At 71.0% G+C, this 14,557-nt stretch carries 14 protein-coding genes; 8 read left to right on the forward strand and 6 right to left on the reverse strand.

Going from position 1 to position 14,557, the window contains the following annotated elements:
- The first annotated feature begins 178 nt into the window (after positions 1–178).
- The gene (locus tag F4562_RS26415; protein ID WP_184544547.1) at positions 179–1,051 is read left to right on the forward strand and encodes an LLM class flavin-dependent oxidoreductase; all 873 of its coding nucleotides are present in this window, start codon (positions 179–181) and stop codon (positions 1,049–1,051) included.
- Between the two features lie 206 nt (positions 1,052–1,257).
- Here F4562_RS26415 and F4562_RS26420 read toward each other — a convergent pair whose 3' ends face one another.
- Entirely contained in the window at positions 1,258–1,506 is a 249-nt protein-coding gene (locus F4562_RS26420; protein ID WP_184544549.1) for a DUF397 domain-containing protein, read from the reverse strand.
- Positions 1,497–2,276, reverse strand: coding sequence for a helix-turn-helix domain-containing protein (locus tag F4562_RS26425; protein ID WP_184544551.1), 780 nt, complete (start codon positions 2,274–2,276; stop codon positions 1,497–1,499). The genes F4562_RS26420 and F4562_RS26425 overlap by 10 nt, the downstream gene beginning before the upstream one ends.
- A gap of 132 nt (positions 2,277–2,408) precedes the next feature.
- On the opposite strand from F4562_RS26425, the gene F4562_RS26430 reads away from it, so the two are divergent.
- The 3 genes from F4562_RS26430 to F4562_RS26440 all read left to right on the forward strand — a co-directional run bounded on the left by F4562_RS26430 (position 2,409) and on the right by F4562_RS26440 (position 4,526).
- Entirely contained in the window at positions 2,409–2,906 is a 498-nt protein-coding gene (locus F4562_RS26430) for an ATP-binding protein (protein WP_184544553.1), read from the forward strand.
- Between the two features lie 336 nt (positions 2,907–3,242).
- A complete protein-coding gene (locus F4562_RS26435) occupies positions 3,243–4,061 on the forward strand; it encodes a S1 family peptidase (protein WP_311734133.1) in 819 nt (272 codons plus the stop codon).
- Between the two features lie 216 nt (positions 4,062–4,277).
- On the forward strand, positions 4,278–4,526 hold the full coding sequence (locus F4562_RS26440; protein WP_184544555.1) for a hypothetical protein: 249 nt from the start codon (positions 4,278–4,280) through the stop codon (positions 4,524–4,526).
- 168 nt (positions 4,527–4,694) lie between these two features.
- Here F4562_RS26440 and F4562_RS26445 read toward each other — a convergent pair whose 3' ends face one another.
- Positions 4,695–6,152, reverse strand: coding sequence for a pyridoxal phosphate-dependent decarboxylase family protein (locus F4562_RS26445; RefSeq protein WP_184544557.1), 1,458 nt, complete (start codon positions 6,150–6,152; stop codon positions 4,695–4,697).
- A 61-nt stretch (positions 6,153–6,213) separates the two neighbouring features.
- Between F4562_RS26445 and F4562_RS26450 the strand changes: the two genes are divergently transcribed.
- Together F4562_RS26450 and F4562_RS26455 are read left to right on the forward strand one after the other, a co-directional pair.
- Complete coding sequence (locus F4562_RS26450) at positions 6,214–7,554, forward strand: aminotransferase-like domain-containing protein (RefSeq protein WP_221207453.1); 1,341 nt, start codon at positions 6,214–6,216, stop codon at positions 7,552–7,554.
- A 218-nt stretch (positions 7,555–7,772) separates the two neighbouring features.
- Positions 7,773–9,047, forward strand: coding sequence for a hypothetical protein (locus F4562_RS26455; RefSeq protein WP_184544561.1), 1,275 nt, complete (start codon positions 7,773–7,775; stop codon positions 9,045–9,047).
- Positions 9,048–9,263: 216 nt separating this feature from the next.
- Here F4562_RS26455 and F4562_RS26460 read toward each other — a convergent pair whose 3' ends face one another.
- From F4562_RS26460 to F4562_RS26470, 3 genes are all read right to left on the reverse strand, one after another.
- On the reverse strand, positions 9,264–10,250 hold the full coding sequence (locus F4562_RS26460) for a pectate lyase family protein (RefSeq protein ID WP_311734134.1): 987 nt from the start codon (positions 10,248–10,250) through the stop codon (positions 9,264–9,266).
- A gap of 274 nt (positions 10,251–10,524) precedes the next feature.
- Complete coding sequence (locus F4562_RS26465) at positions 10,525–11,388, reverse strand: NAD(+)/NADH kinase (RefSeq protein ID WP_184544563.1); 864 nt, start codon at positions 11,386–11,388, stop codon at positions 10,525–10,527.
- A gap of 141 nt (positions 11,389–11,529) precedes the next feature.
- A complete protein-coding gene (locus tag F4562_RS26470) occupies positions 11,530–12,024 on the reverse strand; it encodes a hypothetical protein (protein WP_311734135.1) in 495 nt (164 codons plus the stop codon).
- Between the two features lie 291 nt (positions 12,025–12,315).
- Here F4562_RS26470 and F4562_RS26475 point away from each other — a divergent pair, with 291 nt between their 5' ends.
- Entirely contained in the window at positions 12,316–13,200 is an 885-nt protein-coding gene (locus F4562_RS26475; protein WP_184544565.1) for a sulfotransferase family protein, read from the forward strand.
- Positions 13,197–14,396 (forward strand): glycosyltransferase family 4 protein, encoded by a 1,200-nt coding sequence (locus tag F4562_RS26480; RefSeq protein ID WP_311734136.1) that lies wholly within the window; start codon positions 13,197–13,199, stop codon positions 14,394–14,396. Before F4562_RS26475 ends, F4562_RS26480 begins: the two co-directional genes overlap by 4 nt.
- Positions 14,397–14,557 lie beyond the last annotated feature (161 nt).

The raw sequence follows: 14,557 nt of genomic DNA on the forward strand, positions 1-14,557 counted from the left end.
GGCAAGGGTGCCGCCGGGCAGGACGGGCAAGATTCCGGTAGATCGTCATATCCGGTGCGGCGTCCCGCGGCGGAACATCCACCCGATACGGTCGAGCCTGACAGGCCCCGTGGCGGGCAGGGGGGTGACGTCCGCAGGCCGGCCCGGGTGGCCGTGACACGTACCAGGGAGACCTTCCATGAACCGACCGGTCCAGTTCGGCCTGAACGTCGACCCCAACACGGGTGGCCTGGCGATCGCCCGGCGCATCAGCAGGATCGCCGATGACAACGGTCTGGAGTATGTGGGAGTGCAGGACCACCCGTACAACACCGGTTTCCTCGACACCCTGACCCTCATCACCTGGCTGGCCGCCGAGACGAGGAACGTCCACTTCTTCCCCAACGTGGCCAACCTGCCGCTGCGTCCGCCCGTCATGCTCGCCAAGCAGGCCGCCACCATCGACATCCTCACCGGCGGACGCTTCGAACTCGGCCTCGGCGCGGGGGCCTTCCCCGAGGGGATCACCGGCATGGGCGGCCCCAGCCGCGACACCGGGCAGGCCAGGGCGGCGCTCGCGGAGGCCGTCGACATCATCAGGGCGAGCTGGGCGGACCGGCCCTTCGCCTTCGAGGGCGAGCACTACCGCATCCCCGGCGCGCAGCCCGGACCGCAGCCCGCCCATGACATCGGCCTGTGGCTGGGCGTCGTCGGCCCGCGCGCCGTGCGGCTCGTCGGCGCCAAGGCGGACGGCTGGTCGGTCTCCTCCGGTTACGTCCCACCGCCCAGGCTTCCCGAACTCAACGCCGTCATCACCGCCGCCGCCGAGGAGGCGGGTCGCGACCCCGGCCGGATCGTCCGCCTCTACAACGTCATGGGAACCATCGACGCTGCGGGCGGCGACACCTTCGGTGGCCCGGTCGGGCAGTGGGTGGAGACGCTGACCGCCCTCTACACCGAGTACGGGATGAACACCTTCGTGTTCTGGCCCAGCCGCGACCGTGAGCGCCAGTCGCAGATCTTCGCCGAGGAGGTCGTCCCCGCCGCCCGCGAGGCCATCGCCGGGGGATGACCTTCGCCTCATCCGCGGGGCCGGTGTCACGGCGTTGGGGATCGTGATGGTGGCCGTGTCACTCCGAGCGCGCGCCGCACGAACCGCGATCGGACCGGACGCCGAACCGGGTCGGGGAACCGGTCCTGCGTAGGAGACGGGAAAACGAACCCGCGCCTCTCGCCGTGCACGGTGGCCGCGGCGGGAGACGCGGGTGACAAGGGGTCTCAGGTGTGGTGGGGCGGGTCGAACTCGGCGGCCTTCACACCGTTGACGAAGGCCGCCCACTCGGCGGGGGTGAAGAAGAGCTTGGGGCCGTCGGGGTCCTTGGAGTCGCGCACGGCGATCAGGTCGGGGTGTCCGGCCTTGTGGGCGGGGCCGTCGGCGGTGTCCGTGAGCTCCGCGACCTCGACGCAGTTTCCGCCGTTGTCACCGGAGAGGCTTGACTTGAACCATTTGGCGCCGGTCAGGTCCATTTTTCCACTACCGCTTTCTGAATGAGATCGATAGACATACTCATTGGCAGCGCTTCACTCCGGATGGCCTCGAAACGCTCCACGGCTATGGTGACGTCTTCCGGGTCGCTTGTGGTGATACCGCGCACAGCCGTCTCTGCATACAGTACGTCGCTTCCTGCGGCCAGAGTGGCGATTGCGAACCCGCCCATCAAGCCTGAGTGCATTCCGTGAGGGACTATCTGAACGCTAAGCCGTGGACTGATCACCGACGTGAGGTGCTCCAACTGCTCCTTCATCACTTCAGGATCGCCGATCGGACGGTAGAGAACCGCCTCGTCTATCACGCAGCGGAGTGTCGGAGGCCGGGGATCTTCGCGTGTGAGAATGCTCTGGCGGTCCAGGCGGGCTTCCACGGCCGTCTCATCCCCTTGCAACAGCACGCGAGCATATGCCTTGGTCTGGAGCAGCCCAGGGAAGACGAGCGGTTCGTAAGCGCGTAGTGCGATCGCCTCCTGCTCCTTGTCCCTCCATCTCCCGAACCAGGAGGGGAAGATCTGCCCCTTCCGCCAGTCGAGCAGACGGCCCAGTGCGCCGCCTGTGTCGAGGGTCCTGTCGCAGGTCTCTGCGAACTCCGGGCTGGCCGGGAGCTGCCCCGTCTCCACCCCGCTGATCAGGGACTCGCTGAAGTGGATCCTCTCCGCCAGCTGGCCCTGGGTGAGACCAGCGGCCTTCCGGTAGTGACGCAGCTCCCTGCCCCAGATCGACTGGGGTGTGTAGAGATTGCCCATGACGCCCTCCCCGCCGGAGTTCAACAGAATGCTGGAGAACTCCAGCCTGCGACCTTCGTAATCATTTGACTACCGAGGGTATCTACGTCTCGGCACGCTGGCCACACGAATTCCGAGACGGGAAGGGAAGTCATGGAAGAGGCCGTCAAGGCGAGCGCGGCGCTGACCGAATGCCGTTACACAATGAACCCCGCCCTTTCCCCGCTGGGCGAGAAGTGGGTGCCGCGCGAAGCGCGGAACATCGCCTCCGCCCGCCGGTTCGTGCGCGACGTCGCCGCCGACTGGAACGCGATGGGGGACGTCCCGGAAATCGCCGAACTCCTGACCTCGGAACTCGTCACCAATGCCATGGCCTACGGCTCGGGGGACACCTCCACCGTAAGCCCCATCCGCATCACGGTCAGCGGGGAGAAGGAACTGCTGACCGTGGATGTCCACGACTCGTGCATCGCGGTTCCGAGAATGAGGCGAGCCGGTGACCTGGAGGTGTCGGGCCGGGGCCTCGCCATAGTCCAGGAACTTTCTCGTAATTGGGGCTGGACTCTCAACCCCTACGGAAAATCGGTCTGGTTCCAGCTGGTCGCCTGGCGCCGGATGCCGGGGGTCGCAAGTGCCGGGGGCGGGGATTGACCGCACGCCGGGACGCTACGCCTGAACGGGCGGTCGGGAACCTGCGGTGTCGGGCGAAGGTGAGAACCGGCTTGACCGCCTTCCTGTGACTGTGGATCAGGGGCGGTCGAGGGAGAAGTGGAAGGGACCGTCCTCGGGGACGTCCTTGGCACGGTGGAGCGTAAGCGGGGCCGCAAGACGTATCGAACAACCATGGCTGCGGCGCACCACTGGGCACATCCGCCCTGGTCGGGTGAGGTTATCCCTACCGAGTATCGGCCTGCTGGCATGATCACCTCGGCGCAGTCAGACATATAGCTTCATAACCTCACAAACAACCGATGAAGGGCTTCGCTCGTGTCTGGCACCACGCCGTTCCGCCGTATCGTCACCCGTTCCGCCGTCGTCACACTGGCCGGTGTGGCCTGCCTCGCGGTCACCGCCGGGAGCGCCGGAGCGATCATCAACGGCTCCGAGCCCACCGAGTCCTACCCCTTCATGGCCACCGTCCCGACCACGGCCCCGCTCATGGGGTTGACGGACGGTAACTGCGGCGCGGCCCTGATCGACCCGCAGTGGGTCGTGACCGCCGCGCACTGCCTCGACATGGAGATCGGCTCGATCTCGGAGGGCACGGTCCGCATCGGCAGCGACCAGCGCAAGTCCGGCGGAACCGTCCGCAAGATCGCGCAAGCGTTCCTGCACCCGGACTACGCCCAGAACTCGCCGAACGACAACGACATCGCGCTGATTCGCCTGGACCGCCCGGTCGGCATCAAGCCCATCAAGATCGCCGAGCAGGCGGGCAGGCCCGGCACGCCGACCCGGATCATCGGCTTCGGCATCACCACGTTCAGCACCGACCCGGCTGAGTGGAAGATGGCCAGGAAGCTGCGCCAGCTCGACACCCGCCGCGGTGCGGTCTCCGAGTGCGGCCCCGGCTTCGCCGATGACACCCGCCTGTGCACGGTCAGCCAGAAGCCCAAGGCCATGGCCTGCAACGGCGACTCCGGCGGCCCCCAGATCCAGCGCGGCCGCGGCGGCCGCTGGGAGCTGATCGGCGTCACCTCCGGTCCCGGCGCCAAGAGCCCCTCCTGCGAGCAGGGTCCCGGCCTCTACACCAATGTGCCCGCCTACAGCGACTGGATCAACAAGACCATCCGCGCGAACAGCTGAGCCGCGGCACAGCGGGCCCGATGACGGGCCGGGCCTGCCCGCGGTGGCGCGGGCCCGGCGAGGACCGGCCATTCCTAGCGGCCTTCCTGGCACTTCCCAAGCTGTTCCCAAGCGTGCCCGTGCACTCTGACGGCAGAACGCCACGTGTCCGGGACGCGATTCCCACCGGAATCGCCCTCCACGCGGCACGTGTTTCTTCACGAAGGGCAGAAAAAAATGAAAGCTCGTCGTCTGGTCGCAACGGCGCTGATGGCCGGGGGAATCCTCGCCGGCACCATGGCCGCTCCCGCCACGGCTGCCACGGCCACCCACGCTCAGCTCTCCGACGGCTGGCAGTTCGTGGGTCACTACAACTACTACGGCGACTGCGTCAACACCGCCATCAGGGCCATCAAGAACGGCGCCAACATCGAATTCAAGTGCACGCCCGTCAACCCCGGGTACGACCTCTACTACCGCTACTAGAGTGTCCTGAGGATTACGCCCCGGCCGGTTTTTCCCACCCCGGCGCGGGGCGTACTTCTTCGCTGACCTCCGGGAGCGGGTCCACCGCGGATGTGATCCGTGAGGCGGTCCGCGTCACGGCGCGGCTCCGCCGGACGGGGCAGGCCCGCGCCGAAGTCGGGGCCGGGGTCAGGGCCGGGGCGGGACGGCCGCCTCCAGGGCCTTCGCGACGCGGTCGACGTCGGCCTCGGTGGTGCGCCAGTTGCTGAACGCGGCGCGCAGCGCCGGCATCCCGGCGTAGACGGTGGGGGTGAGGAACGCCTCGCCGGAGTCGGTGACCGCCCGGACCACCTCCGCGACCCGCTCGGCGGAGGGGGAGTCGGCGAGGGTGAAGCAGACCACGTTGAGCCGGACCGGCGCCAGCAACCGGTAGGCGGGCATCATGACGATCCGCAGACCGAACGCGGCGGCCAGATCGGCGTCCCGCCGGACGATCCCGGCGTGTCCCTCACGCCCGTACGCGGCCAGGGTGAACCAGGCGGGCAGCGCGCGCAGGCGGCGGGAGTTCTCCGGTGTCAGGTGCACGAAGTCGGGGTCGGGACCGAGCGGTCCGAGGTAGGCGGCGGAGTTCTGGAAGACGCGGGTCTGCAGATCGCGGCGCCGGGTGAACTGGACCGCGCTGTCGTAGGGCACGTTCAGCCACTTGTGCAGGTCCACGCAGACCGAGTCGGCCTCGGCCAGCCCCGCGACGAGATGCGCGTGGCCGGGGGAGAGCGCGGCGAAGGCTCCGAACGCGGCGTCCACGTGCAACCAGAAGCGGTGGCGTTCGCGCAGGGCGGCGATGGCGCGCAGGTCGTCGAAGTCGACCGTGTTGACCGTGCCCGCGTTGGCGACCACGATCGCCGGCGCGCCGTCGAGCCGGTCGAGCTCCTCGTCGAGCCGGTTCACGTCCACCGCCTCGCGGTCCGGCAGGACGCCGACGTGCCGGACGGCCGAGCGGCCCAGGCCGAGCACGGACAGCGCCTTGCCGATGCTGGAGTGCGGGCTGCCGGACAGCACGGGCACCGGGCCGAGCGCGGCGACGCCCTCCTCGGCGACGGACACACCGCGCCGCTCGCCCACCCACTCCCGGGCGATCGCCAGGCCCACGAGGTTGGACATCGTCGCCCCGCTGACGAAGGCCCCCTCGTGTTCGGCGGGCAGCCCGAAGAGCTCGCGCAGCCAGGCGACCGCCTCCCGTTCGAGGTCGGGGGCGCGCGAGTCCAGTCCTGAGTTGGGGTTCTGGTCCAGGACCGAGGTCAGCCAGTCACCGGCGAGCGCCGCCGGGGTCACACCACCGGTGACGAACCCCAGGTAACGGGGACCCGCGCTGCCCGAGAAGCCGGGCTCCCAACGCCGCGCGAACGCCTCCATCGCCCCCTTCAGGCCGATGCCGCGCTCCGGCAACGGCACCGGCCGGTGCTTCGCCGGGGTCTGCGCCGCCGGCCGGTCGTCGAGCCCGTTCAGGATGCGGACGGCGTACGCGCGGACGGCCTCTAGCAGTTCGGGCTCGCGGGTGTGGTCGGCGTCGAGGAGATCGGGAGCGGCGGTGGGGCCGGCGTCGGAGGCGGTGGGGCCGAGGGCGGTGGTGTCGGGTCGGGTGTTCATTCTTCGACGTTAGAGCGCAGGTCATGGCTGTGTCCTGGTCCACTTGCGGCAAACTGGACCAGTGTTCGCGAATGTTCTGACCGGTTGGCGGCGTCCCGGCGTGCCGCTCGCCGAGGCGTTGGCCCGCGCGGTGCGCGAGGCGGTGCTCGACGGGCGGTTGCGCGTCGGCGACCGGTTGCCCTCCGAACGGCGCCTGGCCGCCGAGCTCGGAGTGAGCCGGGGGACGATCGTGGCGGCGTTCTCCGCGCTGCGCGAGGAGGGCTGGCTGGTGACCGGACGCGGCAGCGGCAGCGGGGTGCGGCTCCCCCGTGACCTGGGCGAGCGCTACGCGCCTCTGTCGGTGGACGGGCAGGACATCCTGGACCTGCGCCGCGCCGTCCCCGCCGCCCCGCGTTCGATCGTCACCGAAGCCGTCACCCGCGCGCTCGGCCGGTCGGCCCGGCTGCTCCTGGAGAGCGGCGAGTCCGGAGCCGGCCTGCCCGAGCTGCGGGAGCTGATCGCCCGGCGCCACACCGCAGAGGGGCTCGCCACCCGGCCCGAGCAGGTTCTGGTCACCTCAGGCGCGCGGGCCGCGCTCGCGCTGCTCGTGGCGCATCTCGCCCCGCGCAGGACGGTGGTGGAGAACCCCGCCTTCTTCGACACCCTCGCCACCCTGCGGCGTTCCGGGACCAGGCTCGTCCCGGTGCGGGTCACCACGCGGGGCTGGGACCCGGGCCAGCTCACCACCGCGTTCCGCGAGGCCGCCGGGGGCATCGCCGTGCTGGTCCCCGACTTCCAGAACCCGACCGGCGCGCTGATGGAGTCCGACGTCCGCCGGGAGGTGGCCGAGCTGGCCGCCCGGCACCGGGTGACCGTGATCGTCGACGAGACCACGAGCGATCTCGATCTGCGCGATCACCCGGCGCCCGAACCCCGCGTCCCCCGGTCCATCACGATCGGCTCGCTGAGCAAGAGCGTGTGGGGCGGGCTGCGGATCGGGTGGATCCGCGGCCCGGCCGAGCTGGTCAGGGCCCTGCTCCTCAACCCGGTGAGCGGCCTGCACACCCCGCCGCCCATGGAGCAGCTCGTGGCCTGCGAGATCATCCCCCTCCTCGGGGAGCTGCTGGTCCGGCGCCGGGCCGAGCTGCGGCACCAGCGTGACCACCTGGCGGCCGCCCTGGGCGGCGACGACCGCTGGACCTTCTCCCTGCCTCCGGGGGGCCTGACGCTGTGGCTGCGCCTCAACGGCGTGTCCGGCGAGACCGTGGCCAGACGGGCGGCGGAGGCGGGGCTGAACCTGCTCCCGGGGCCGGCGTTCTCCCCGGACGGCACCCTGACCGACCGGCTCCGGGTGCCGTACACCGCGCCGGCCGAGACGCTCGACCGGGTCGTCGAGCACCTGCGGCGCGCGTACCGCTCCTGAGGAAGCACCCGGGAGCAACCCGGGAGCAACTGAGAGCAACCAGAAGGTAACTGAAAGTAACATGAGAGCAACTGAAAGCAACACGGAAGCGCCAGGGTGCCGGGGCTTCTGTTCACTTCTGTCACATGCGTGAGCGCCCGTTTCGCAAACAAGGTGCCGACATTCTGGAATGATCGGCTGGTTATCTGTCGGACATCGAGACTGACGGACAGTGACTGATGCCCCCCATCGACCAGATCACCGCCTTCGCCAAGGACCAGCCGGTCTTAACAGTCGTCATCGCCGTGTTCGGCCTGGTCCTGCTGGCCGTGGCCTACTTCGCGCTCCGCGCGCTGCTGCGCCTCGCGGTCCACGTCTACCAGCGGCAGGTCGCCCCCCGCCCGGCGGAGGACATCCTCACCATCGTCGCCGCCAGCATCGCCACCGGCGTCTCCGCGCAGGGCATGTGGCGCTTCTCCAGCGACGTCCTCGGTTTCGACGGGCCGCTGCGGCTGCTGCTCTTCGCCTTCATCGAGGTCGCCGTCATCACCAGCGCCGTCCGGGCCCGCCGCAACATGCGGGAGAACTTCTCCGCGGGCATCGACGGCGTCGCCGTGTGGGTGCTCACCGGCCTGACCGCGGTGCTGTCGAGCATGGACGCCCGCAGCGCGGCCGAAGCCGTCTTCCGGCTCGCCGCGCCGCTGGTGGCGGCCTGGCTCTGGGAGCGCGGCATGGCCATCGAACGGCACCGCATCACCGGACGCTCCCGCATCAACTGGCGGATCACCCCGGAACGGGCGCTGGTCCGCATCGGGCTGGCCGAGGTCAGCGACCGGACGGCGAGCGAGGTCGACGCCCACCGCAGGCTGACCCGGGTCGCGCTGGCCGCCAAGCGGGCCCGCGCGCTCCGCGCCTCCGGCGCGTCCGAGCGGAAGATGCGCGCGGCGCTCGCCAAGCTGGACCGCGCCATGGACCAGGCGGTGGAGCACAGCGGGCTGGCGGTCGACTCCGCCCGGCAGGAGGCGCTTCTCTCCCAGATCGGGGCGCTCTACAACACCTCCGCCCTGATCGACCTGTCCCCGCCGGTGCCGTGGAACCCGGACTCACCGGAGCGGCCCGCGCACCGGGCCGTGCCGGTACGCCAGGCGGTGGCCGCCGGACCGCCCGCGGAGGTGGTGGACGACGATGACGACGACGAGCCGCACGTGGTGGACGAGGTCCCGTCGCCGGTCGTCGACACCGCGCAGCGCGCGGCCCTGATGCGCGCCGCGCGGGAGTACTGGGACAAGCAGATCGAGCGGAGGTTCGTGCCGCGCGCGGCCGACATCGCCCACGAGGTGGGCATCTCGCCGGCCACCGCCCGCGAGTACCGGGCGCTGTGGAAGCTGGAGCCCAAGGCGCACGCCCTGCTGGAGGCCGCCTACAACGAGCACGGCATCGTCGACACCGGAACCTTCCCCGCCATCGAGACCGAGCAGGTGCTGACCGTGAACGGCTCGTCCCCCGGCCGCTGACCGCGGGTCCCCGGATCCGACCGCCGTTCTCCGCCCTGGTTTCCGGTCCGTGGCCCCGGGCCGTGGGCGTGAACGCCGGTGACCGGGCCCCGTGCGAGGGGTCCGGTCACGCTCGGGGCGGGTGCCGTGTCGCGTTCCGCCGCGCCGGACCGCTCCCGTGGCCGGGAGCGGCGTGCCGGGTCGCGGAGGGAAGCGCCGCCGGAATCGGACGGAGACCTAGTGGGCGCCGGCGCCGGCGGTCACGATCGACTTGACGCTGGAGGCGGCGTCGAGCGTGTAGGAGTAGGGGATGGAGGCGACGCTGCCGCCGGTCTGCCCGGTGCCGGAGTTGACGAAGTGGTTGTTGCGGGCGACCAGCGTGCCCGGCCCGGAGTCGCCCTCACCCAGGTGGTAGGGGTCCTCGGTGTTCTCGAAGTAGTTGCCCTCGACCAGGACGCCCGCGTTCTCGGTGGAGGCCACGCCGTAGCCGGTGACGCCGCCGTAGTAGTTGTTGTAGACGTGCACCGGGTTGCCGAACCGCACGCGCGGGTGGCGCTGGGTGGAGCCGTCGAACCAGTTGTGGTGGTAGGTGACCCGCAGGTGCCCGATGTCCTCGCCGCCGTTGCCGTCGCTGTGGCCGAGCAGCATGGACTTGTCGTGGTCGTAGACCTTGTTCCAGGAGACGGTGATGTAGTCGCTGGCCCGCTTGATGTCGACGGCGCCGTCGTTGCCGTTGCTGAAGGTGTTGTGGTCGATCCACACCCGCGTGGAGTACTGGACGTTGATGGCGTCGTCGTTCCAGTCGCGGAAGGTCAGGTTCTGGACGATGACGTTGGACGCCCGGGAGATGTTGAGGCCGCAGCCGTCGATGGTCGCCCCGGAGTTGCCGACGATCGTCTTGTTGGAGCCGACCCTGATCATTCCGGAGCAGGAGATCGTGCCCGAGACCCGGACGACCGCCGCGTTGGTGCCGGAGACCGCGCTGGCCAGCGCGGAGGAGGTGGTGACCGTGACCGGCGGGGTGCTGCCGCCGCCGGTGGTACCGCCACCCTGGGTCGCCCAGCCGACCAGGCCGGCCGGAGCGGCCGCCGACTTCGCCGGGGTGTGGTTCCCGGTAGCCGGGGCGGCGGAGGCGGTGGAGACTCCGGCCGCCGCTCCCGACAGGGCGAGGGTCATGCCGGCGACGATCACTCCGGCGGCCTTGCGGTTGATTCTGCGTCGCACAGTTGAGCTCCTTGCTGGTCCGGCAGGCCGGTGCGGCCTGCGATCCGAATCCCCCCAGCGAGTACTCGCCGTTCACATCTGTGATCACGTACGTGTGAGCGAACAGTCACACCGTAGGTAAGCGCTTTCCCGATGTCAATCCTTTGTGAAAGTTTCATGTCAAATGTGATCTTCCATGCCTGGTGTCCTGATATCCCGGCATCCGGTGGCGCGGCGCTCGGCGCGGCGGCCGGCACGCCGCCCGGAACGAGGGGGGGACGAGGGCCGGGACCGGTCAGTCGACCTCGGCGCTGCCGTTGACGCGGAGCTTGCGCCGGGCCCGGTCGTAGAAGCTCTTGGTGCCCAGGCGGACCACCCAGGCGGCGGCGCGTATGGAGGTGACGGTGAGCCTGTCACCGGGCAGCAGGTGGGCGGCCACCCCGCCGTCCACCTCCACGGCCAGCCGGCCGCTCGTCGGCAGCAGGTCGAGCTCGACCTTCTCGTCCGCCGACAGCACGAGGGCACGGTTGAACGCCGAGTGCGCCGCGGCCGGGACGACCAGGAAACCCTCGACGGTGGGGGAGACGATGGGCCCGCCCGCGGAGAAGCTGTAGGCCGTCGACCCGGTGGGGGTGGCCACGATGACGGCGTCGGCGGCGTACCGCACGAAGGGATGGCCCTCCACGGTGATCGACACCGCCGACAGCCCGGCGCCGGGTATCCGCACCAGGGCGATGTCGTTGAACGCGTTCACCGTCGTGCCGTCGGGGAGGGAGGCCCGGACCGCCATGCGCGGCTCGACCGTGTAGTCGTGGTCGTCGATGGCCGACAGCGCGGGCGGCAACTCGTCGACGTCGATCTCGGCCAGGAAGCCCAGCTTGCCGAGGTTGACCCCGAGGATCGGGGTGGGGCGCCCCTGGATGAGCCGCATGGTGCGCAGCATCGTGCCGTCGCCGCCCAGGCTGACGAGCAGGTCGGCGCGCTCGACCAGCGTCGCGGCGTCGACCGGGACGGCGCTGCAGTCGATCCGCCCCACTTCCTCGGGCAGCCCGTAGACCGTGACATCGTGTGCCTGGGCCCACTTCACGATCGTGTCGATGGCCACCTTCGAGTCGCGCCGCGGGTGCAGAACCAGCCCTACGGTCTTGACCATCCCCATGGACCCCACTGTACGGGGAGCGCACACGCGGAAGCCCGGGCCGGTCCACGAGCCGTGGCCCATCGCCCGCGCGAAGGACGTCCGGCGACCGGCGTCACCCCGCGGCCCGATGTCCGGCCGAGGGGCGTCCGGCCGGCCACGTCACTCCATGGTCCGGCGGCCCTGGCGGCGTTCCCTCATCCGCGCCTCGTGCAGGTGGCGGCGCCCGTCCGCCAGCCGCTCCCGGATCCGCCGCTCCACGTCGGCGAAGACGGAGTAGTAGCCGTCCTCGTACTCCTCCACGATCTGGAAGGTCCACCGGCCGGGCAGCACGTCGCGGCCGACCAGCTCCGAGACCACGATGTCGGCCGCCTCGGGGTGCCCGGCGGCGCGCAGCAGTTCCACGGCCTCGTCGAGTTGCAGGTCGGCGTGGCCGGTCAGCTGGTGGAAGGAGTACAGGTGGCCGCGGGCCCGCTCGGTCGTCTCCAGCGCCTCCGACAGCTTGCCCAGCGCCTCGGCGGTCGCCTCGTCGACGGGCGCCTTCCACCGGTCGGCGGGCGGCTCCTCGGCGGGCGGCCTGCGCTGGTCGGCGGACGCCTCGTGGACGGGCGTCTCCAACCGGTCGGCGGGCGTCTGCGGTCGTACGTCGCCAGTCACTCGACCTCCTTCGCACGGCACCGGATGTGCCGCATGAGCTGCGGAGACGTTTCCCTACCCGCGCCGGTCGCGGTGAATCTCCGATTCCCGCCCGCGCCGGTCGTGGTGAGTCTCCGGTTCCCGTCCGCGCCGGTCGTGGTGAGTCTCCGGTTCCCGTCCGCGCGGGTCGTGGTGAACCAGCGTCCGAACCCCGTCAGAGGCGGGCGAACCACCCTCTTCTCCGTTGACCTGAGCGGGGTCATGTGGAAACACACAGTGAAACCCCAGAAAAGGCGGGTAGCCTCCCTCGGCATGAACTGGCAGCGTAAGGCCAACGACGTCCTGGTCAGGCTGACCGGATTCCGCGTCAGCCGGGCGGCGGAGGCCGCCGGCCCGGCTCACCCCAGGACCGCCCCTCCGGCGCGGGAGGCGTTCCGCCCGCCCGCCGACCCCGCGGCCGACCGGCTCCTGGTCGCCCCGGTGTTCGTCCTGTCTCCGGTGAGATCCGGCTCGACGCTGCTGCGGGCGCTGCTCAACGCCCACTCCATGCTGCACGCCCCGCACGAGCTGCACGTCCGGCGCCTCCGGGTGGAGTTCGGCACCTCGCTCGCGGAGCGGGCGATGGAAGAGCTCGGTCACGACCGGGCCGACCTGGAGCACCTGCTCTGGGACCGGGTGCTCCACCGCGAGCTGGTCAGGAGCGGCAAGGCCGTCGTCGTGGACAAGACCCCGGCCAACGCCTTCGCGTACGAGCGCATCGCCGCCTGCTGGCCGGACGCCCGGTTCGTCTTCCTGCTGCGCCACCCGGCGTCCATAGCCCGGTCCTGGTACGAGGCCGGCGCCGGCAAACGGACGCCGGAGGAGGCGGCGCTCGACGCGCTGCGGTACATGAAGGCGGTGCAGCGCGCGCGGGGGGCCCTGCCCGGGTGCACCGTGCGGTACGAGGACCTCACCGCCGACCCCGAGACCGAGACGCGCCGTGTCTGCGAGTTCCTCGGAGTTCCGTGGGAGGCGGGGATGCTCGCCTACGGTGAGCAGGCCGTGCTGCGCAAGGGACTCGGCGACTGGAAGGACAAGATCCGCACCGGAAGCGTCCAGCCCGGACGCGAGCCGCCCTCCCCGGCGGAGATACCGTCCTCGCTCCGGCCCATGTGCGAGAGCTGGGGCTACCTGCCGGGCACCGTGGAGCGGGCGTGACGACGGCGCCGCGGCTCGGGCCCATGCGGATCCGCTACCTGCTCCTGCACGCGTACGGCATGGGCGGCACGATCCGCACCGTGGTCAACCAGGCGAACGCGATGGCCGCCGCCGGGCACCGGGTGGAGATCGTCAGCGTGGTACGGCGGCGGGACCGGCCCCAGTTCCCGATCGACGGGCGGGTCCGCCTCATGGCGCTGTCGGACCAGCGCGGGGGCAGGCCGGTCGACTCCCTGGCACGCCGGGCGTGGCGGCGGGTCCGCGGCAAGATCGTGCCCGCGGGGGAGTTCGCGGCGTCCTACTTCACCGAACGGGTGGAGAAGGCCGTCATCGACTACGTCTCCGCGCTGGACGACGGCGTCCTCGTCACCACCCGCCCGGCGTTGAACCTCATCGCCGCCCGCCGGGCCGCCCCCGGGGTGGTGCGGGTCGCCCAGGAGCACATGAACCTGGCCACCTACCCCGACGGCGTCCGGGCGGCGATCGCCCGGCACTACGGCGGGCTGGACACGGTGGTGGTGCTCACCGAGGCCGACCGGCGGGCGTACGAGCGGCTCCTGCCCGGCACCCCGGTCGTGCGGATCCCCAACGCGGTGCACGGCGCCGCCCCGCCGCCGTCCTGGCAGGAGGACCGGCTCGTGGTCGCCGCCGGGCGGCTCGTCGGGCAGAAGGGCTTCGACCTGCTGATCCCCGCCTTCCGCCAGGTGGTCGACCGGCACCCGGACTGGCGGCTGCGCATCTACGGCACCGGTCCCAAGAAGGACCGGTTGCGGGCCCTGATCAGGGAGTGCGGGCTGCGGGACAACGTCACCCTGATGGGCCGGACCGACCACCTCGACGAGGAGCTGGCCAAGGCGTCCTTCTACGTGCTCAGCTCCCGGTTCGAGGGGCTGCCGATGGTGATGATCGAGGCGATGACCCAGGCGCTGCCCGTCGTGGCCTTCGACTGCCCGACCGGTCCGCGCGACCTGATCACCCCGGGGATCGACGGCCTGCTCGTCCCGCCCCAGGACGTCGACGCGCTGGCCGCGGCGATGATCCGGCTCGTCGAGGACCGGGATCTGCGGGACCGGATGGGCGCCGCCGCCGCCGTGACCGCGCGTGACTACTCGCCTTCGGTGATCATGCCCGTCTGGGAGAGGCTGTTCGCCGACCTCCTGGGCCGGGACCCGGGGAACCCCGGGAATCCCGGCTGAGCCCCAGAAGCCCCAGAGACCCCGGAAGCCCCAGAGACCCCGGGAACCCCGGCCGAGCCTCCGGCGGAGTGCCCGGTGCCTTCCACCCTCTCCCGTATGCGTCGGGTGCGCCGACGGGATTCCCCTGCCGCCGTGCCGGTGCCCCCTCCGTGTCGGGTGCG

This window comes from Streptosporangium becharense (assembly GCF_014204985.1).
Classification (GTDB): domain Bacteria; phylum Actinomycetota; class Actinomycetes; order Streptosporangiales; family Streptosporangiaceae; genus Streptosporangium; species Streptosporangium becharense.

Bases quoted from the DNA above. Each gene is read 5' to 3' on its own strand.
- F4562_RS26415 (WP_184544547.1), top strand. From the start codon at position 179: ATGAACCGACCGGTCCAGTTCGGCCTGAACGTCGACCCCAACACGGGT.
- F4562_RS26420 (WP_184544549.1), bottom strand. From the start codon at position 1,506: ATGGACCTGACCGGCGCCAAATGGTTCAAGTCAAGCCTCTCCGGTGAC.
- F4562_RS26425 (WP_184544551.1), bottom strand. From the start codon at position 2,276: ATGGGCAATCTCTACACACCCCAGTCGATCTGGGGCAGGGAGCTGCGT.
- F4562_RS26430 (WP_184544553.1), top strand. From the start codon at position 2,409: ATGGAAGAGGCCGTCAAGGCGAGCGCGGCGCTGACCGAATGCCGTTAC.
- F4562_RS26440 (WP_184544555.1), top strand. From the start codon at position 4,278: ATGAAAGCTCGTCGTCTGGTCGCAACGGCGCTGATGGCCGGGGGAATC.
- F4562_RS26445 (WP_184544557.1), bottom strand. From the start codon at position 6,152: ATGAACACCCGACCCGACACCACCGCCCTCGGCCCCACCGCCTCCGAC.
- F4562_RS26455 (WP_184544561.1), top strand. From the start codon at position 7,773: ATGCCCCCCATCGACCAGATCACCGCCTTCGCCAAGGACCAGCCGGTC.
- F4562_RS26465 (WP_184544563.1), bottom strand. From the start codon at position 11,388: ATGGGGATGGTCAAGACCGTAGGGCTGGTTCTGCACCCGCGGCGCGAC.
- F4562_RS26475 (WP_184544565.1), top strand. From the start codon at position 12,316: ATGAACTGGCAGCGTAAGGCCAACGACGTCCTGGTCAGGCTGACCGGA.